This is a genomic window from Staphylococcus succinus (genome assembly GCF_029024945.1).
GTDB lineage: Bacteria > Bacillota > Bacilli > Staphylococcales > Staphylococcaceae > Staphylococcus > Staphylococcus succinus.
Window position 1 is genome coordinate 2,315,588 of record NZ_CP118976.1, and the last position, 18,070, is coordinate 2,333,657.

Annotated in this window: 16 protein-coding genes; 2 read left to right on the forward strand and 14 right to left on the reverse strand. The window is 35.8% G+C overall.

Translation table 11 applies throughout. The features are described from left to right. Positions 1–168: 168 nt before the first annotated feature. From PYW31_RS11280 to PYW31_RS11305, 6 genes are all read right to left on the reverse strand, one after another. A complete protein-coding gene (locus PYW31_RS11280) occupies positions 169–1,128 on the reverse strand; it encodes an ornithine cyclodeaminase family protein (protein ID WP_046837719.1) in 960 nt (319 codons plus the stop codon). A gap of 101 nt (positions 1,129–1,229) precedes the next feature. After that, the gene (locus tag PYW31_RS11285; RefSeq protein WP_046837718.1) at positions 1,230–2,006 is read right to left on the reverse strand and encodes a 3-hydroxybutyrate dehydrogenase; all 777 of its coding nucleotides are present in this window, start codon (positions 2,004–2,006) and stop codon (positions 1,230–1,232) included. Between the two features lie 8 nt (positions 2,007–2,014). Beyond that, a complete protein-coding gene (locus PYW31_RS11290) occupies positions 2,015–2,662 on the reverse strand; it encodes a 3-oxoacid CoA-transferase subunit B (RefSeq protein ID WP_046837717.1) in 648 nt (215 codons plus the stop codon). After that, positions 2,655–3,359 (reverse strand): CoA transferase subunit A, encoded by a 705-nt coding sequence (locus PYW31_RS11295; RefSeq protein WP_046837716.1) that lies wholly within the window; start codon positions 3,357–3,359, stop codon positions 2,655–2,657. Before PYW31_RS11295 ends, PYW31_RS11290 begins: the two co-directional genes overlap by 8 nt. Positions 3,360–3,721: 362 nt before the next feature. Next, positions 3,722–4,228: a GNAT family N-acetyltransferase gene (locus tag PYW31_RS11300; RefSeq protein WP_046837715.1), complete on the reverse strand. Its 507-nt coding sequence runs from the start codon at positions 4,226–4,228 to the stop codon at positions 3,722–3,724. Between the two features lie 17 nt (positions 4,229–4,245). Further along, positions 4,246–4,827, reverse strand: a complete 582-nt coding sequence (locus tag PYW31_RS11305; RefSeq protein ID WP_046837714.1) for a GNAT family N-acetyltransferase — start codon at positions 4,825–4,827, stop codon at positions 4,246–4,248. Between the two features lie 291 nt (positions 4,828–5,118). On the opposite strand from PYW31_RS11305, the gene PYW31_RS11310 reads away from it, so the two are divergent. Continuing rightward, the gene (locus tag PYW31_RS11310; RefSeq protein WP_046837713.1) at positions 5,119–5,571 is read left to right on the forward strand and encodes a hypothetical protein; all 453 of its coding nucleotides are present in this window, start codon (positions 5,119–5,121) and stop codon (positions 5,569–5,571) included. Positions 5,572–5,659: 88 nt separating this feature from the next. On the opposite strand, the gene PYW31_RS11315 is transcribed toward PYW31_RS11310, so the two are convergent. Then, entirely contained in the window at positions 5,660–6,178 is a 519-nt protein-coding gene (locus PYW31_RS11315) for a P-loop NTPase family protein (RefSeq protein ID WP_046837712.1), read from the reverse strand. A 103-nt stretch (positions 6,179–6,281) separates the two neighbouring features. Further along, positions 6,282–7,469, reverse strand: coding sequence for a glycine C-acetyltransferase (locus PYW31_RS11320; protein ID WP_046837711.1), 1,188 nt, complete (start codon positions 7,467–7,469; stop codon positions 6,282–6,284). 189 nt (positions 7,470–7,658) lie between these two features. Between PYW31_RS11320 and PYW31_RS11325 the strand changes: the two genes are divergently transcribed. Next, the gene (locus tag PYW31_RS11325; protein ID WP_046837710.1) at positions 7,659–8,840 is read left to right on the forward strand and encodes a M20 family metallopeptidase; all 1,182 of its coding nucleotides are present in this window, start codon (positions 7,659–7,661) and stop codon (positions 8,838–8,840) included. Positions 8,841–9,354: 514 nt separating this feature from the next. On the opposite strand, the gene tuf is transcribed toward PYW31_RS11325, so the two are convergent. The 6 genes from tuf to rpoC form a co-directional block, all read right to left on the reverse strand. Next, positions 9,355–10,542, reverse strand: a complete 1,188-nt coding sequence (gene tuf / locus PYW31_RS11330) for an elongation factor Tu (protein ID WP_046837709.1) — start codon at positions 10,540–10,542, stop codon at positions 9,355–9,357. A gap of 217 nt (positions 10,543–10,759) precedes the next feature. Beyond that, on the reverse strand, positions 10,760–12,850 hold the full coding sequence (gene fusA, locus PYW31_RS11335) for an elongation factor G (protein WP_046837708.1): 2,091 nt from the start codon (positions 12,848–12,850) through the stop codon (positions 10,760–10,762). Between the two features lie 119 nt (positions 12,851–12,969). Continuing rightward, positions 12,970–13,440 carry a 30S ribosomal protein S7 gene (gene rpsG / locus PYW31_RS11340; RefSeq protein WP_042737969.1) on the reverse strand — a complete coding sequence of 157 codons (471 nt, stop codon included), beginning with the start codon at positions 13,438–13,440 and terminating at the stop codon, positions 12,970–12,972. Positions 13,441–13,510: 70 nt separating this feature from the next. Then, positions 13,511–13,924: a 30S ribosomal protein S12 gene (gene rpsL, locus PYW31_RS11345; protein WP_046837707.1), complete on the reverse strand. Its 414-nt coding sequence runs from the start codon at positions 13,922–13,924 to the stop codon at positions 13,511–13,513. A 94-nt stretch (positions 13,925–14,018) separates the two neighbouring features. Further along, the gene (locus PYW31_RS11350; protein WP_046837706.1) at positions 14,019–14,273 is read right to left on the reverse strand and encodes a ribosomal L7Ae/L30e/S12e/Gadd45 family protein; all 255 of its coding nucleotides are present in this window, start codon (positions 14,271–14,273) and stop codon (positions 14,019–14,021) included. Between the two features lie 160 nt (positions 14,274–14,433). Beyond that, entirely contained in the window at positions 14,434–18,030 is a 3,597-nt protein-coding gene (rpoC, locus tag PYW31_RS11355) for a DNA-directed RNA polymerase subunit beta' (RefSeq protein ID WP_161939125.1), read from the reverse strand. Between the last annotated feature and the right edge of the window lie 40 nt (positions 18,031–18,070).

Consider the following 18,070-nt stretch of genomic DNA (forward strand, 5'->3'; position numbering starts at 1 on the left):
TCATTTTTACATCTTAACACTATATTACTACGCTACTTATCAATTTCAATAGCTATTTTTTATTTAAAAAATATAATGTTACTATCTATTTTCAACATATTTTTATTTATCCTTAAATTCAAAAAAACGTTAGGACTTTTTAAATAAGCCCTAACCTATGTTTTATATTTACTTTTGTTGTTCTAGCACTTTTTGATAGAAATAATTGGCAACTGCAATGTCTACAATCGCTACACCTACTGATTTAAATACAGTGATTTCTGATTCAGTTAAACGCCCTTCTATTTTAGATGCTACAATATTTCCTAATTCCCCATGTAAATCTGCTTTAGTGAATAGACCTTCTGACACTGGTGTAATGAGGTCACCTGTTTCTTCCATTGCTACATCTACCGCTTCAACTACGACTTTATCTGCCTTGGCAATCGCATGTGATGGCAACTCTTGCATGTCAGGTTTAAATGATCCAACAGCGTTAACATGGACCCCTGGTTCTAATGCGCGATTAAATACGGGGTGCGTAGCATTCGTCGCAGTAACAATCACATCTGCATGCTCAATAGCTTTATCGACATGATTAAATACCTCTACATCTATATTTGTATATTCGCTTTGAACTTGCTTCGCAAAACGAATTGCCTTTTCATATGTGCGATTATAAAATTGGATACGTTTAATATCTCTGACCGCTAATACTGCTTTTATTATGCCTTGGGCTTGATCGCCAGTGCCTATCACACATAATGTTTCGGCATTTTGTCGTGCGAGATATTGCGTTGCTACGCCTGTAATAGCCCCTGTTCGAATTTTAGTTAGATAAGAACCTTCAAGCACCGCTAAAGTTTCTCCTGTTTCATAATCTGATAAAATGACAGAACCTACTATGGTATTTTTACCTGATTTAGCATTATTAGGCGCAACTGTTACTGTTTTTAATCCTACAACTTTTAATTCATCTGATAAGGCCGGCATGACTAAATAACGATTTGCTTCGTTAAATGGTAAAACATATCTCAAAGGCGTATCCGTCTTACCTTCTGAATATGCGCGTAATGATTCTGCAACTACTTCGACAACTTCTTCCATATTTAATAAAGCAGCTTGTTCCTTTTCATCTATAAATAGCATAAGTAGCACCTCTATTCATCATTAGTTTCTTTAAACATATCAGCCATAACATACTTTAAGTTCACTTATGATTGTCTGTTCATAATTATTCTATGCGTTCATTATTGAGCTGTATAACCACCGTCAATTAAGATTGCTTGCCCTGTCACACTTTTTGCGCCATCACTACATAAGAATAACGCATAGTCTGCAACATCTTGTATGTCGATGAGTTGTTTTTGTGGGATTAATGGAAATAATACTTCTTCTAATACCTGTTCAGAAGACACGCCTCTATGGCTGGCCAAATCTTCCATCTGATTGCGTACAAGTGGTGTATCGATGTATCCTGGACAAAGGGCATTAACAGTAATGCCTTCTGTTGCTGTTTCCAGTGCTGCTACTTTCGTCAATCCAATGATTCCATGTTTTGCACTATTATAAGCAGCTTTGCCAGCGAAACCGATGACTCCATTAATAGATGACATATTTAATATTCGACCATATCCTTGTTCTTTCATAATAGGTAAAACATGTTTTGTCCCGATAAAGCTGCCAGTAAGCATGATATCAACCATTTGTCGAAATTTTTCTGTAGAAAATGATTCGATAGGAGTCACATGTTGTAAACCAGCATTATTAAATAGTATATCTAAACGGCCATAGTGCCTCATTGTTTCTTCTATCATTTGTGCCATTTCATTTTCCTCTGTAACGTCAACGTGTATAGCTATACAATCAAAACCTTGTATCTTTAATTGCGCTACTTCTTGGTTTAACTTATCTTTATCTAGATCCGCTAAGACTACTTTTGCACCTTTATTTAAAAAGGCTTTTGCTATCCCTAAACCTATCCCACTTGCAGCTCCAGTCATAATCATTACCTTATCTTCTACCATTATTCCACCTACTTTAAATGATTTTCAAAGCGTGCATTTGTATGTGCTTCAACTTGTTCTAACGTTACACCAGGTTGTAATTCTACAAGCTTCATCACTCTATTTTCAAATTGAAATACAGCTAAATCTGTAATTAGTGTGTTTACTACGCCTACTCCTGTTAGAGGAAGTTCACATTGCGATTTAATTTTAGAATCACCATGCTTATTCATATGATCCATGATTACTACAACTTTCTTGGCTCCAACAACTAAATCCATAGCGCCTCCCATACCCTTAACTAATTTACCTGGAATCATGTAATTAGCTAAATCTGCTGTTTCTGATACTTCCATTCCACCTAAAATAGCTAAATCAATATGTCCGCCACGAATCATAGCAAAGGATTCAGCATTATCAAAATAAGAAGCGCCTTTCGCTGCTGTTACAGTTTCTTTTCCTGCATTAATAAGGTTTGGATCTACTTCTGCATCAGTAGGATATGGACCGATACCTAACAAACCATTTTCAGATTGAAAGAATACATTTTCTACATGGTCGTTCATCTCATTAGCTACAAGAGTGGGCATTCCAATACCTAAATTAATTACCATATTACTTTTAATCTCTTGTGCTGCACGCTGAATAATATTTTTACGCTTTATATGTTTATCCATGAACATCCTCCTTAACCGTACGCTTTTCAATTCTTTTTTCAAATTTTTCTCCTAAATAGATATAGTCTACATATACACCTGACATATGTACTTCATCTGGATCAATATCGCCTAATTCCACTAATTCTTCAACTTCAACTACTGTAGTTTTAGCAGCCATCGCACATAATGGATTGAAATTGCGTGCTGTTTTTTCAAATACTAAATTACCAAAAGTGTCTGCCTTCTGTGCTTTAACTATTCCAAAATCTCCCTTAATAGCCCGTTCCATAATATACATTTCACCATCAAATTCACGTGCTTCTTTGCCTTCAGCAATAAGCGTTCCCACACCAGTTTGTGTATAAAAGGCCGGAATACCTGCACCACCCGCACGTAATTTTTCAGCTAAAGTTCCTTGAGGCGTTAACTCTACATCTAACGTTCCATTTATTAATTGTTGTTCAAATATTTTATTTTCACCTACATAAGAACTTATCATTTTATTAATCTGTTGTTTCTCTAATAAACGTCCTAAACCAAAATCATCTACGCCACAGTTATTACTAACAACAGTAAGGTATTTCGTACCTTTCATACGTATCGCTTCTATCGCATGTTCAGGTATGCCACATAAGCCAAACCCCCCAGCTAATACTGTCATACCATCATTTAAACCATCAAACGCCATATTTATATCTTCTATTACTTTCGACATAATAACCCTCGTTTCATCTTAAGTTTTTAATACCTAGTACTAAATCTGATTATACTTGAAAACGGAATTGAATTCTTTAAATCATACTTTTGCTTATTTCCACAAAAGTGGTTAGGACGATGTATCACTATCTATTTTGCTGATAATGTGCCAATCGAGGAATAGTATCAAGGATTACAAGACTTGAGTCTTTTAACTAAGAGAGTAAATGCTCAAACACATTCTCAAAATCGCTCTACTTTGAAAATAACCATAAAAAAGCACACCTCCCTTTTAAAGGGAGGTGTGCTTTTTAAGTGCAGTACTTTATGTCACAATCTTTATATCATGTTAACGCCATCATAAGCATTGCTATCAATGATTTAAGCTATTTCAATTTGGAAACGGCGTATTACTGTACCATCTTCTAATGTAGATGGCTCAATTTCTTCTCCACCATTATGCTTAATTACTGCTGCTGAAGCTTCATTCTCTTTATCACATGTGACTAATGCTTCTTGAACACCTATTCTTGATAGATAGTCTAGTGATTTTTTTAAAAGTTTATTACCATAACCTTTGCCACGATATTTCTTTCGAATGCCGTAGCCAACATGGCCGCCTACTGTTTTTAGTTTGTCATTTAAATTATGACGAATATTTGCAGCACCAATGATTTCATCATCATCGATTAAAAATAACGTCGTATTATCCACGGTTTCATCATGTGATTTATTATCTGCTAATTCATGTACTAATTCTTCAAAATCATTATACTTAGTAATGTTTGTTATAGCAGGAACTATTTTTTCATCGTGATCAATCCACTCACCCATATAATCACAATATAACGATTCGTCACCCATTGTTAATTCTCTAAATTCAACCATGTTGACACTCCTTTCCTTTACAAATACTCATTTAATGTATTGTTGTGTGTATTAAGATAGTATACATATTGATCCGTCCACGAACCATTTTCAAATATAAATCCTTTTCGTATACATTCAAATTGAAAGCCTAATTTCTCTATTAAATGTAACGACTGTGGATTATCTAAATTGATATGCGCTTCAATCCTATGAAATTGCAAAGTATCTCGTGCTTGTTTAACTAATTCTGTTAATGCTTCAAAAGCATATCCTTGGCGCCAAAATTGATTGTGTATAAAGTATCCCATTTCGCCCCATTGAAAGTTATCTCTGCTCAAGTTCTTAATATCTAACATGCCTATATGCTGCTTTGATACTTTATCAAATATACCAAAGATGTATAAATCATCTGCTTTAATCTCTTGTCGTTGACGTTCTACAAGCGCAGCAAACCACGGCTCTGTTGCTTCGGACATATCAATGTGACCTCTGTCATGTTTGTGTTGCGATGGCTTACGGTTTACAAAACCACCAAGCCATGATTCGTAATCATTTTCTTCCAACGGTCTAATGATAAGACGTTGTGTAGTGAAATGCAACCTTAAATTTTTAGTCATTTAAAATCCCCTTCAAGCACAAACTTATTATACAAACTATAACACCATTTATTAGTAAATTATAGGCTTTAACATATCCTTCATCTCTCTTCGTAGAATTTTACATAGCTATATTTTATGTATTTATACGTCTTGTTCCGCTTTGCGTTAAATTTATGTATATGGGTATATATTATATGAAAGCATTATCATTTGAAGCTCGTACTTCTTTATTTAGATTTTGCCTTTAGCATAAAATCACCTCTATTAAACGTAGGATGAGCGGATTTTTATATTAAGGAGGTTGTTACTATGAATAGTAATACATCTAAATTACTCTTCACCTTTTTCGGAATTTTAGCATGGTTATCAACGATGATATTATTTATTTTGCCTATTTTAACACCTTACCAAAAGCATATCGAAAGTCAAAGTGGTTTATCTACAAATTGGGTTGTTGTATTACTGGTATTAATTACACTTTTTTATATTGGGATTTTAGTACTTGATATTTATAGTACAACGGCTACTCAAATCATGCAGTTTGTGCTATTAACTGTAGTTGTTGTATGTGCCCTGCCTTCTATTGCAGCGTTTATAATCATTTCATTTGTTGTTAATATTAGCATCATCGAAATATTTATACCAATTATACTGCTGATTTTAGCAATCATGATTCATATCTTATGGTTTGCTATTCCATTTATGCAAAATAAAGAAAAACAAGAAGACTTAAAAAACAAACGCAAAAAGTTAACAAGCTAGTTAGTGTATCATAACTAAGTCATTATCAAGCATGCTATATCTAGGTTAGGCATTCATACTTTCAAAACCATGTTGGCCATTTTATGCCTCATGGTTTTTGTTTATCGTTTTTACTATTTATTTTTATATCATTTTGAATTTTCAAGATAATATCCTCTTCACTCATTTCTGATGTAATAACTTTTTCATGATTTAAGCCTAAAAAGTCGTTAGCAACAAACCACTCAGCCAGTTTTTCTTCATCAAAATCAGTTTCTTTTTTCATTAGATGCCTGCGTACAGTTTCTTTGAAAGACAAATCAAAATAGTAAGCATATGTTTCTATACCTTCATATTCTATTAATCCCCTTAACATATCTCCATATTTTTTCTTATTTAGAATTCCTTCTAAAATCACATAATCACAATGTATAAAACCGTATAAAGTTATTGTCTCAATTAATTGAATAGCCATATTGTTTGGTCTATCACGCACATTTAACATGTGTCTGCGAACCATATCTTGCTCTATTAATAAGACACGTCCTCCTACTACATTGCGTAAATTTCTTGCAATAACCGTCTTGCCACTGCCAGAATTACCTCTAATAATAATGAATTTCGTCATTAATACACTCCCACTATTATGAAAAAAAGCCCGAAGACAGTTAAGCCTCGAACTTTTTTGTATTTAAATTGGTCTTTTCATATAAGCATTATATGCTCTATGCTTATATTGTACCTAACTCTTTTCCAACTCTTTCAAAAGCAGTGATAGCTTGATCTAACATTTCTTTCGTATGCGCTGCAGTTGGCATGTTACGCACGCGCCCTGTGCCTTTAGGAACTGTTGGGAATACGATAGATTTCACGTATACGCCTTCATCTTTTAAGCGACGGCTAAATTCTTGAGTTTCTTTCTCATCACCAATAATAACAGGCGTGATTGGTGATTCTGAGTTACCGATATCAAACCCTAATGATTTTAGTCCAGCTTTTAAATAATTGCCATTTTCCCAAAGTTTATCATGTAACTCTGTAGAAGCCATTAATTTTTTAACTGCTTCTGTAATAGCTTTAGTATCTCCAGGAGCTAATGATGTTGAAAATAAGAACGGTCTTGATTGGGCTTTTAACCAATCAATTAATGATTGTGTACCTGCTACATAACCTCCAACAACACCAATTGCTTTAGATAAAGTACCAATTTGGAAATCAATTTTATCTTGTAAACCAAAGTGTTTTACAGTGCCTGCACCGTTACCCATAACACCTGAACCATGTGCATCATCTACATATGTTATCAAACCAAATTCTTCAGCAATTTCAACGATTTCTGGTAATTTAGCAATATCTCCATCCATACTAAATACACCATCTGTGATATACATAACTTTATTATATTCACCTGATTCTACTGCTGCTTTTGCTTTAGCTCTCAAATCTTCCATATCAGAATGATTCACACGAATAATTTTTGCTTTAGATAAACGGCACCCATCAATAATTGAAGCATGGTTAAGTTCATCAGAAAGAATAGCATCATTTTTATTCATTACCGCAGAAATTGCGGCCATATTACAATTAAAACCTGATTGATACGCTACTGCTGCTTCTGTACCTTTAAATTTCGCAAGTGTTTCTTCTAATTCATCATGTAAATCTAAAGTACCATTAATTGAGCGTACTGCACCTGCGCCTACACCATGCGTATCAATTGCGTCTTTAGCAGCTTGCTTTAAATCTTCATCTGTTGCTAGTCCTAAATAATTATTTGATGACAAGTTAATATAACTTTTCCCGTTGATTTTAATTTCAGCGCTATTTGCGCCTTCAATCGTATCAATTTCATTATATAAACCGTTATCTTTTAAATATTGAATATTTTCATCTAAAAAGCCATGTAGTGATTGAACCACTGCAAGTCCCCCTTTGAATTGTCTTTGTGTTTAATCTAATCATAACCTATTTTGATATTTGAGGAAAGTAGAATAACATTTGAGAAGAAAGCCTTTCCTTTGATTCTATTTAAGAATCCGATTTGTCTCTACAGTTAAGTAATTTTAAATGGTATACTAATTAAAAAGTATAAGGAAGAAGGGTTGACGTTGTTTGATTGGTTTCAACTAGCAAATGACAAAGAAAATACAATGGTGCAAGTACGCCGTTATTTACATCAATATCCTGAATTATCATTTGAAGAACATCATACACACGACTACATTATGAATCAATTGAGTCAATTGTCATGCGAAGTGCGCTCGCCTGTTGGACGCAATGGAATAGTAGCAACTTTTACAGGTCGTGGCGATGGACCAACAATCGCTTTACGTGCTGATTTTGATGCACTACCTATTGATGAATTGAATGATGTTTCATACAAATCTAAAAATGCTGGTGTAATGCATGCTTGTGGACATGATGGTCATACTGCTATCTTACTTGGCGTCGCAGAAATTATAGAATCCCACTTACAATCACTAAATGGCAATGTAGTACTTATATTCCAATATGGTGAAGAAATTATGCCTGGTGGCTCACAAGAAATGATTGATGACGGCTGTTTGCAAGATGTAGATAGAATATATGGTAATCACCTGTGGAGCGGTTATCCAACTGGTACGATTTATTCGCGCTCAGGCCCAATGATGGCATCACCAGATGAATTTAACATTACCATACATGGTAAGGGCGGACACGGTGCAAAACCTCATGAAACCATCGATCCGGTCGTAATTATGGCTGAATTTATTATGAGTGCACAAAAAATCGTTTCACGTACGATTGACCCTGTAAAACAAGCAGTAGTAAGTTTTGGTATGATTCAAGCAGGCTCTGCAGATAATGTTATACCAGATTCAGCAATTTGTAGAGGTACTGTGCGTACATTTGATACAGAAATTCAAAATCACGTTATGACGAAACTCGATAAAATATTACAAGGCTTATCACTCGCAAATGATATCACATATTCTATGGACTATATTAAAGGTTACTTACCTGTAAACAATAATCCTTATTGTTCAGATGTCATTAAACAAGCAGCGAATGATATTAACCTTCGCTACAATGAATCAGAACTAATGATGGTTGGTGAAGACTTTTCACATTATTTGAAAGTACGTCCAGGCGCGTTCTTTTTAACGGGTTGTGGCAATTCAGAAAAAGGCACAGACTATCCTCACCATAGTCCTAAGTTTGATATTGATGAAAAAGCGATGAAATATGCAGTAAGTGAATTTTTAAAAATATTAGAATTAGAGAACGTTTTTATAGAACCTAAACAATAAAAATTTCATCATATTTTAATTTAAAAAAGCAAAGCGCTCAATGAGTGCTTTGCTTTTTTATTCAAGTTATTTTAATCACTCATCTGTAAAGATGACCTAACATCCTTGTTTTAAACTTACATATTGCTTTCGCTATTTCATTATTAAAACTAAGTTCTATAGTTTTTTGGCTTGGGTTTACAATAGCCTTTGCTATTGCATTAAGGGCACCTAACCTCTATAGAACTCTCATTTTATTAAAGCAGAGTTCTATAGATTTCTTACTTTGGTTTACAATAGCTTTGCTATTGCATTAAGGGCACCTAACCTCTATAGAACTCTCATTTTATTAAAGCAGAGTTCTATAGATTTCTTACTTTGGTTTACAATAGCCTTTGCTATTGCATTAAGGGCACCTAATCTCTATAGAACTCTCACTATCATTTTATTAAAGCAGAGTTCTATAGAGATAAGGTGCCCTATAAAAAAAGGAGTCCCCCAAAGGAGACTCCAAAAATTCTATTTAGAATAGAGATTATTTAATGATTTCAGTTACAACGCCTGATCCAACAGTACGTCCACCCTCACGGATAGAGAAACGAGTACCATCTTCAATAGCGATTGGTGAAATTAATTCAACTTCCATTTCAACGTTATCGCCAGGCATAACCATTTCAGTACCTTCTGGTAAACTTACAACACCAGTTACATCAGTAGTACGGAAATAGAATTGTGGGCGGTAGTTAGTGAAGAATGGAGTATGACGTCCACCTTCATCTTTTGATAAAACGTAAACTTCAGATTTGAATTTTGTATGTGGTGTAATAGTACCAGGAGCAGCTAAAACTTGACCACGTTGTACATCGTCACGTGAAACCCCACGTAATAACGCACCAATGTTGTCACCAGCTTCAGCGTAGTCTAGTAATTTACGGAACATTTCTACACCAGTAACAGTTGTTTTACTTGATTCTTCAGTGATACCGATAATTTCGATTTCTTCACCGACTTTGATTTGACCACGTTCAACACGGCCTGTAGCAACAGTACCACGACCAGTGATTGAGAATACGTCCTCAACTGGCATCATGAATGGTTTGTCAGAATCACGTTCTGGTGTTGGGATGAAATCATCAACAGCTTGCATTAAGTCTAAGATTTTTTGCTCATAGTCAGCGTCGCCTTCTAAAGCTTTTAATGCAGAACCAGAGATTACAGGTACATCGTCACCTGGGAAGTCATATTCGCTTAATAAGTCACGAACTTCCATTTCTACTAATTCTAATAATTCTTCATCGTCAACCATGTCAACTTTGTTTAAGAATACTACTAATGCTGGAACACCAACGTTACGTGATAAAAGAATGTGTTCACGAGTTTGTGGCATTGGACCATCTGCAGCAGATACTACTAAGATAGCTCCGTCCATTTGAGCAGCACCAGTGATCATGTTTTTAACATAGTCAGCGTGTCCTGGGCAGTCTACGTGAGCATAGTGACGTTTTTCAGTTGTATACTCGATGTGTGAAGTATTAATTGTAATACCACGTTCTTTTTCTTCTGGAGCGTTGTCAATCATGTCATATGATTGAGCAAGTGAGTCACCATGTTTTGCTAATACAGTTGCAATTGCAGCTGTTAAAGTCGTTTTACCATGGTCAACGTGACCGATAGTACCAATATTGGCATGTTCTTTTGAGCGATCAAATTTTTCTTTAGCCATTATAAAATCTCTCCTATTCTGTTAGAAAATTAATTTTTGAATTTATCTCTCATGACAGTTTCTCACCATCATGAGAAGATCTTTCATTTTTTGGAATAAAGGACCATATAGTACCTTTATAATGCATTTTTCCCAAAAAATCAATTGATAAACTGTAAGCTACATAACTAAGCTTTAAATGTATTGTACAGACAGATGTCGTACGACACAAGTTTAATTATTCGCCTTTATTTCCACTGTTTTTCTTAACAATTTCTTCAGCAATTGATTTTGGAACTTCAGCATAGTGATCAAAGTACATAGTATACGTACCGCGACCTTGAGTGTTAGAACGTAATGATGTAGCATAACCGAACATTTCTGAAAGTGGTACAAAAGCATTTACAACTTGTGCATTACCACGAGGTTCCATACCATCAACACGTCCACGACGAGATGTTACGTCACCCATGATGTCACCCATGTACTCTTCAGGCATTTCGATTGTTACTTTCATCATTGGTTCTAAGATAACTGGTTCACATTTTTTAGCTGCTTCTTTAAGTGCTAATGATGCTGCAACTTTGAAGGCCATTTCTGATGAATCGACATCATGGTATGAACCATCATAAAGTTTAGCTTTAACATCAATTAATGGGTAACCAGCTAATACACCGTTTTCCATTGAATCTTTAAGACCTGCTTCAACTGATGGAATGTATTCACGAGGAACTACACCACCAACGATAGCGTTTTCGAATTCGAAACCGCCACCTGTTTCATTAGGTGAGAATTCAATTTTAACGTCACCATACTGACCACGACCACCAGATTGACGAGCGAATTTACCTTGAACTTGAGCTGATTGCTTGAATGTTTCACGGTATGAAACCATTGGAGCACCAACATTACATTCAACGTTAAATTCTTTCTTCATACGGTCTACTAAGATATCCAAGTGAAGCTCACCCATACCACCAATGATAACTTGTCCAGTTTCATCGTCTGTGTGTGCATGGAAAGTTGGGTCTTCTTCTTGTAATTTAACTAACGCTGTAGTCATTTTATCTTGGTCGGCTTTAGATTTTGGTTCAACAGATAAGTGAATAACAGGCTCTGGGAAATCCATAGATTCCAAGATAATGTCATTTTTCTCACCACATAAAGTATCACCTGTTCCAGTATCTTTAAGACCTACCGCAGCTGCGATATCTCCTGCATATACTGTATCAAGCTCTTGACGAGAGTTAGCGTGCATTTGTAGTAAACGACCTACACGTTCACGTTTACCTTTCGTTGAGTTCTTAACATATGAACCTGATGATAATGTACCTGAATAAACACGGAAGAATGTTAATTTACCAACATAAGGGTCAGTCATAACTTTGAACGCTAAAGCAGCGAACTCAGCATTGTCATCAGCTTTTGCGATAACTTCTTCTTCTGGGTTTTCAGCACGATGACCAATAATTGGTTTAACATCTAATGGTGATGGTAAGTAGTCAATTACTGCATTAAGCATTAATTGAACACCTTTGTTTTTGAAAGCAGTACCAACAAGAACTGGGTAGAATTCTACGTCGTTAGTTGCTTGACGAATAGCATTTTTCAATTCATCAATACTAATTGCTTCGTCACCAAGATATTTTTCCATTAATTCATCATTAGATTCAGCTACAGCTTCAATTAATGCTGAACGAGCTTCTTCAGCTCTTTCTTTATGATCTTCAGGAATTTCAATTTCTTCAATTTCAGTTCCTAAGTCATTTGTGTATTTGAAACATTTCATTTCAACTAAGTCGATGATTGCTTCAAACTCATCTTCCGCACCAATTGGTAATTGGATTGGTTGTGCATTCGCTTGTAAACGGTCATGAATAGTACTTACTGAATACTCAAAGTTAGCACCTAATTTGTCCATTTTGTTTACGAATACGATACGAGGTACACCATAAGTTGTTGCTTGACGCCAAACTGTTTCAGTTTGAGGCTCAACACCTGATTGTGCATCAAGTACTGTTACCGCACCATCAAGTACACGTAATGAACGTTCAACTTCAACAGTGAAGTCTACGTGTCCTGGTGTATCAATGATGTTTACACGGTGGTCATCCCACTGCGCTGTAGTAGCGGCAGAAGTAATTGTAATACCACGGTCTTGCTCCTGTTCCATCCAGTCCATTTGTGAAGCTCCTTCATGAGTTTCACCAATTTTGTGGATACGTCCAGTGTAGTAAAGAATACGTTCAGTCGTAGTTGTTTTACCAGCGTCGATATGAGCCATGATACCAATATTACGAGTTCTTTCTAAACTAAAATCTCTAGCCATGTATTTTTCTCCTTCCAGTATAACTGCGAATAAATACTATAAATATGGCGATACCCTAAACATGCGCCAATGATAGTAATCTACCAATACGGAACATGCTCAGGGAGAAAGCTTCTATCCTACCAACGATAGTGAGCGAATGCTTTATTTGCTTCAGCCATTTTGTGAGTGTCTTCACGTTTCTTAACTGCACCACCAGTGTTGTTAGCTGCATCTAAGATTTCGTTAGCTAAACGTTCTTCCATAGTTTTTTCACCACGAAGACGCGCATAGTTAACTAACCAACGAAGACCTAATGTTGTACGACGTTCTGGACGAACTTCAACTGGTACTTGATAGTTAGAACCACCTACACGGCGAGCTTTAACTTCTAATACAGGCATGATGTTGTCGATAGCTTCTTCAAATACTTCTACAGCTTCACGACCACTACGTTCTTGAACTAGGTCGAAGGCAGAATAAAGAATTCTTTGAGCTGTTCCACGTTTACCATCTAACATGATTTTGTTAATCAATTTTGTAACTAATTTTGAGTTATGAATTGGATCTGGTAATACGTCTCTTTTTGGTACTGATCCTTTACGAGGCATAATGTAAATCCTCCCTTCCTATTATAATATATTTTCAATTTTCAATGCGAAAATTTACGCAATCTTAACCTTATTTTTTAGGTCTTTTAGTTCCGTATAATGAACGACCTTGTCTACGTCCATCAACACCTGAAGTATCAAGTGCACCACGTACGATGTGGTAACGTACACCAGGTAAATCTTTTACACGTCCACCACGTACAAGTACAACACTGTGTTCTTGTAAGTTATGTCCGATACCAGGGATATACGCATTGATTTCGATATTGTTAGACAAACGTACACGAGCATATTTACGTAACGCTGAGTTAGGTTTTTTAGGTGTCATTGTACCTACACGAGTACAAACGCCACGTTTTTGTGGAGAATTCAAAGTAGTAAATTTCTTCTGTTTACTATTGAAATTTCTGTTTAATGCTGGTGAATCAGATTTTTTTGATTTGCTTTGTCTTGGTTTACGTACCAATTGATTAATAGTTGGCATTGAATGTTCCTCCTCTCTTGATTTATAATCCCACACATCCAGGTGGTTCATTTTAAGGGTAAATAAAATTTAGTAAGAAGAATTCTTACTAATCTCATTTCAATAATGCAACAATTGTTGCACTAACGTTTATACCTACGTATTCTCCTAAAGCTTTCTTGCTTTCGAAAAATGAAACAGGTATGGGTTTGTGATTGATTTGGCTTAACACGCGAGTCAATAAATGAACTTCAACGTCCTCAGCGATAATCAATGATGTAACTTGATCTTTATTCAAAGCTTTGAGCGTTTGTTTAAGACCAATAACATGATGTTGTTTGTTAAAGCGTGCAACTTTTTCATTAGACATCAAAATATCCTCCAAAGCTCTGCTTGCATCAACCTTAACAATAATAACATCTTAGTTACCTTTGAGTCAACTTCTATTGCTATTATTTTTGAAAAAAAATTAAAAAAACAAGTGACCGAAATATATTATTTCGATCACATTGTTTGAGCACTTACTAAAATTATACTTCAGTTGTTTGAACTTCTTCAGTAACTGTTTGTTCAGGTGCTTTTTTATCGTATTTAACGTCGCTATAACGTCTCATACCAGTACCAGCTGGAATTAATTTACCGATGATAACATTCTCTTTAAGACCGAGTAAGTCATCACGCTTACCTTTAATTGCAGCATCAGTAAGTACACGTGTTGTTTCTTGGAACGAAGCTGCTGATAAGAAACTTTCTGTTTCAAGAGACGCTTTTGTAATACCTAATAATACTGGTTTAGCTGTTGCAGGGCGTTTACGCTCTTTAAATGCTTCACGGTTTGCATCAGTAAAGTTATGAATATCTACTAATGAACCTGGAAGTAACTTAGTATCTCCAGCTTCAATGATACGTACTTTACGTAACATTTGTCTTACCATAACCTCAACGTGTTTATCATCAATTTCTACACCTTGCATACGGTAAACTTTTTGTACTTCTTTTAGTAAATAACTTTCTGTTGCATTCAAACCTGAAACAGATAAATAGTTCTTAGGCTCGATAGAACCTTCAGTTAGAACTTCACCGCGTTCAACGCTTTGACCAATTTCAACTTTCAATCTTGATGTACCTGAAGCAAGGTATGATCTTGATTCATTTGCACCTTTAATTACGATTTCTTGTTGACGGTCTTTCGCAAGTTTGATGTCATCTACGACACCTTCGATTTCAGTAATCACTGCTTGACCTTTAGGGTTACGTGCTTCGAAAATCTCTTGGATACGTGGAAGACCTTGTGTGATATCACTACCAGCTACACCACCTGTATGGAATGTACGCATTGTAAGCTGTGTACCTGGTTCACCAATTGATTGGGCAGCAATTGTACCAACTGCTTCACCAACTTCAACTTTTTCACCAGTTGCAAGGTTTTTACCATAACATTTTTCACATACACCATGACGTGTATTACATGTAAATGCTGAGCGGATATACATTTGTTCAAAACCAGCATCCGTAATTTGTTTCGCTATTTCTGCAGTAATTAATTCATCTGGTTTGATGATAATTTCATCAGTTTCTGGATGACGAACTGTTTCTTTAGAATAACGACCTTCGATACGCTCGATAAATGGCTCAATCATTTCTGTACCCTCTTTGATATCAGAAACTAATAAACCACGGTCAGTTCCACAATCTTCTTCACGTACGATAACATCTTGTGCAACATCAACAAGACGACGAGTAAGGTAACCAGAATCGGCAGTTTTAAGTGCTGTATCGGCAAGTCCTTTACGCGCACCATGGGTAGAGATGAAGTACTCTAATACCGTTAAACCTTCACGGAAAGAAGATGTGATTGGTAATTCTATAATCTTACCTGATGGTGCTGCCATTAGTCCACGCATACCAGCTAACTGTGTAAAGTTAGATGCGTTACCACGGGCACCGGAATCACTCATCATAAAGATTGGGTTGGTTTTATCAAGTGATTGCATTAATTCACCTTGAATTTGATCTTTAGCAGCTGTCCAAGTTTCAACTACTGCGTTATAACGTTCAAATTCAGTGATTAAACCACGGTTAAATTGTTTAGTTATATTATCAACAATTTTTTCATGCTCATCTAAGATATCTTTTTTATCTGGTAAAACCACGATATCAGATACACCAACAGTGATACCTGCTTTAGATGAGAATTTGAAACCTAAGTCTTTCATTCTGTCTAACATCATAGAAGTATCTGTAATGCTGAAACGGTTAAATACTTCAGCAATGATATTACCTAAGAATTTTTTATTAAATGGTTCAATTAACGGCGCTTGATCGAAGTAGGCTTTCAATCCATCTTCCCCAAGTTCAGTAGCAGTAACAAAATATTTATCAGGTGTTACGCCTTCTAAATTAGCTTGAGTTGGTTCGTTAATATAAGCAAATGAATCTGGAATGATTTCATTGAATATCACTTTACCAACAGAAGTTAATAAGATCTTTTTGTTTTGCTCTTCAGTGAACGTTGGATTGTTGAATGAACCAGCATGAACACCAATACGAGAATGTAAGTGAACATAACCATTGGCATAAGCTTTTAATACTTCGTTCGTATCATTGTAAATTGTACCAGTATTGACTGAATCTTTACGCTCTAAAGTAAGGTAATAGTTACCAAGTACCATATCTTGTGATGGTGTAACAACTGGTTTACCATCTTTAGGGTTCAAGATGTTTTGTGCAGCTAACATTAACATACGTGCTTCAGCTTGCGCTTCTTTAGATAACGGTACATGGACAGCCATTTGGTCACCATCAAAGTCCGCGTTGTAAGCTGTTGTTACAAGTGGATGTAGACGTATTGCACGCCCTTCAACTAATGTTGGTTCAAATGCTTGGATACCTAATCTGTGAAGTGTAGGTGCACGGTTTAAAAGTACTGGGTGCTCACGAATAACATCTTCTAATACATCCCAAACTTCATCATCCATACGCTCTATCTTACTCTTAGCATTTTTAATGTTAGTAGCAATTTCACGTTGTACAAGTTCTTTCATAATGAAAGGTTTGAACAATTCAAGCGCCATTTCTTTAGGTAGACCACATTGATACATTTTCAAGCTCGGTCCAACTGCAATAACTGAACGTCCTGAGTAGTCAACACGTTTACCTAATAAGTTTTGACGGAAACGTCCTTGTTTACCTTTTAACATATGTGAAAGTGATTTTAACGGACGGTTACCTGGTCCTGTTACCGGACGGCCACGACGACCATTATCGATAAGTGCATCAACAGCTTCTTGTAACATACGTTTTTCATTTTGAACTATGATGCCAGGAGCACCTAAGTCTAATAAACGTTTTAAACGATTGTTACGGTTAATAACACGACGATATAAATCATTTAAATCACTTGTAGCAAAACGTCCACCATCTAACTGAACCATTGGTCTGATTTCAGGCGGGATAATTGGAAGTACATCTAAAATCATCCACGCTGGATTATTTCCAGAATGTCTGAATGACTCAACTACCTCTAAACGTTTGATTGCACGAGTAAGTCTTTGACCTGTTGCTGACTCTAACTCATCACGTAGTGATTTAAGTTCAGCATCTAAGTCTATTTCTTCAAGTAATTCTTTAATACCTTCAGCACCCATTTTAGCCGTGAATTGGCCTGGGAACTTGTCGTAATAGTCTCTGAATTCTGCTTCAGATAACAATGTCTTTTGTTCTAATCCAGTTGGACCTGGCTTAACAACAACATAAGAAGCGAAATAAATAACTTCTTCTAATGCTCTTGGAGACATATCTAATAATAGACCCATACGACTTGGAATACCTTTGAAGTACCAAATGTGTGATACTGGTGCAGCTAATTCAATGTGGCCCATTCTTTCACGGCGCACTTTAGATTTAGTTACCTCAACTCCACATCTGTCACAAACCATACCTTTATAACGTACACGTTTGTATTTACCACAACTACATTCCCAATCTTTTGTAGGTCCGAATATTCTTTCACAGAAAAGACCATCTTTTTCTGGTTTTAAAGTACGATAGTTAATTGTTTCTGGCTTTTTAACCTCACCAAAAGACCATGAACGGATTTTTTCAGGTGAAGCAAGTCCTATTTTCATATAATGGAAATTATTTACATCAATCAAGGAGCCTACCTCC

Bases quoted from the DNA above. Each gene is read 5' to 3' on its own strand.
- PYW31_RS11280 (WP_046837719.1), bottom strand. From the start codon at position 1,128: ATGCTATTTATAGATGAAAAGGAACAAGCTGCTTTATTAAATATGGAA.
- PYW31_RS11300 (WP_046837715.1), bottom strand. From the start codon at position 4,228: ATGGTTGAATTTAGAGAATTAACAATGGGTGACGAATCGTTATATTGT.
- PYW31_RS11295 (WP_046837716.1), bottom strand. From the start codon at position 3,359: ATGTCGAAAGTAATAGAAGATATAAATATGGCGTTTGATGGTTTAAAT.
- rpsG (WP_042737969.1), bottom strand. From the start codon at position 13,440: ATGCCTCGTAAAGGATCAGTACCAAAAAGAGACGTATTACCAGATCCA.
- fusA (WP_046837708.1), bottom strand. From the start codon at position 12,850: ATGGCTAGAGATTTTAGTTTAGAAAGAACTCGTAATATTGGTATCATG.
- tuf (WP_046837709.1), bottom strand. From the start codon at position 10,542: ATGGCTAAAGAAAAATTTGATCGCTCAAAAGAACATGCCAATATTGGT.
- PYW31_RS11290 (WP_046837717.1), bottom strand. From the start codon at position 2,662: ATGGATAAACATATAAAGCGTAAAAATATTATTCAGCGTGCAGCACAA.
- rpoC (WP_161939125.1), bottom strand. From the start codon at position 18,030: ATGAAAATAGGACTTGCTTCACCTGAAAAAATCCGTTCATGGTCTTTT.
- PYW31_RS11315 (WP_046837712.1), bottom strand. From the start codon at position 6,178: ATGACGAAATTCATTATTATTAGAGGTAATTCTGGCAGTGGCAAGACG.
- PYW31_RS11310 (WP_046837713.1), top strand. From the start codon at position 5,119: ATGAATAGTAATACATCTAAATTACTCTTCACCTTTTTCGGAATTTTA.
- PYW31_RS11350 (WP_046837706.1), bottom strand. From the start codon at position 14,273: ATGTCTAATGAAAAAGTTGCACGCTTTAACAAACAACATCATGTTATT.
- PYW31_RS11305 (WP_046837714.1), bottom strand. From the start codon at position 4,827: ATGACTAAAAATTTAAGGTTGCATTTCACTACACAACGTCTTATCATT.
- rpsL (WP_046837707.1), bottom strand. From the start codon at position 13,924: ATGCCAACTATTAATCAATTGGTACGTAAACCAAGACAAAGCAAATCA.
- PYW31_RS11285 (WP_046837718.1), bottom strand. From the start codon at position 2,006: ATGGTAGAAGATAAGGTAATGATTATGACTGGAGCTGCAAGTGGGATA.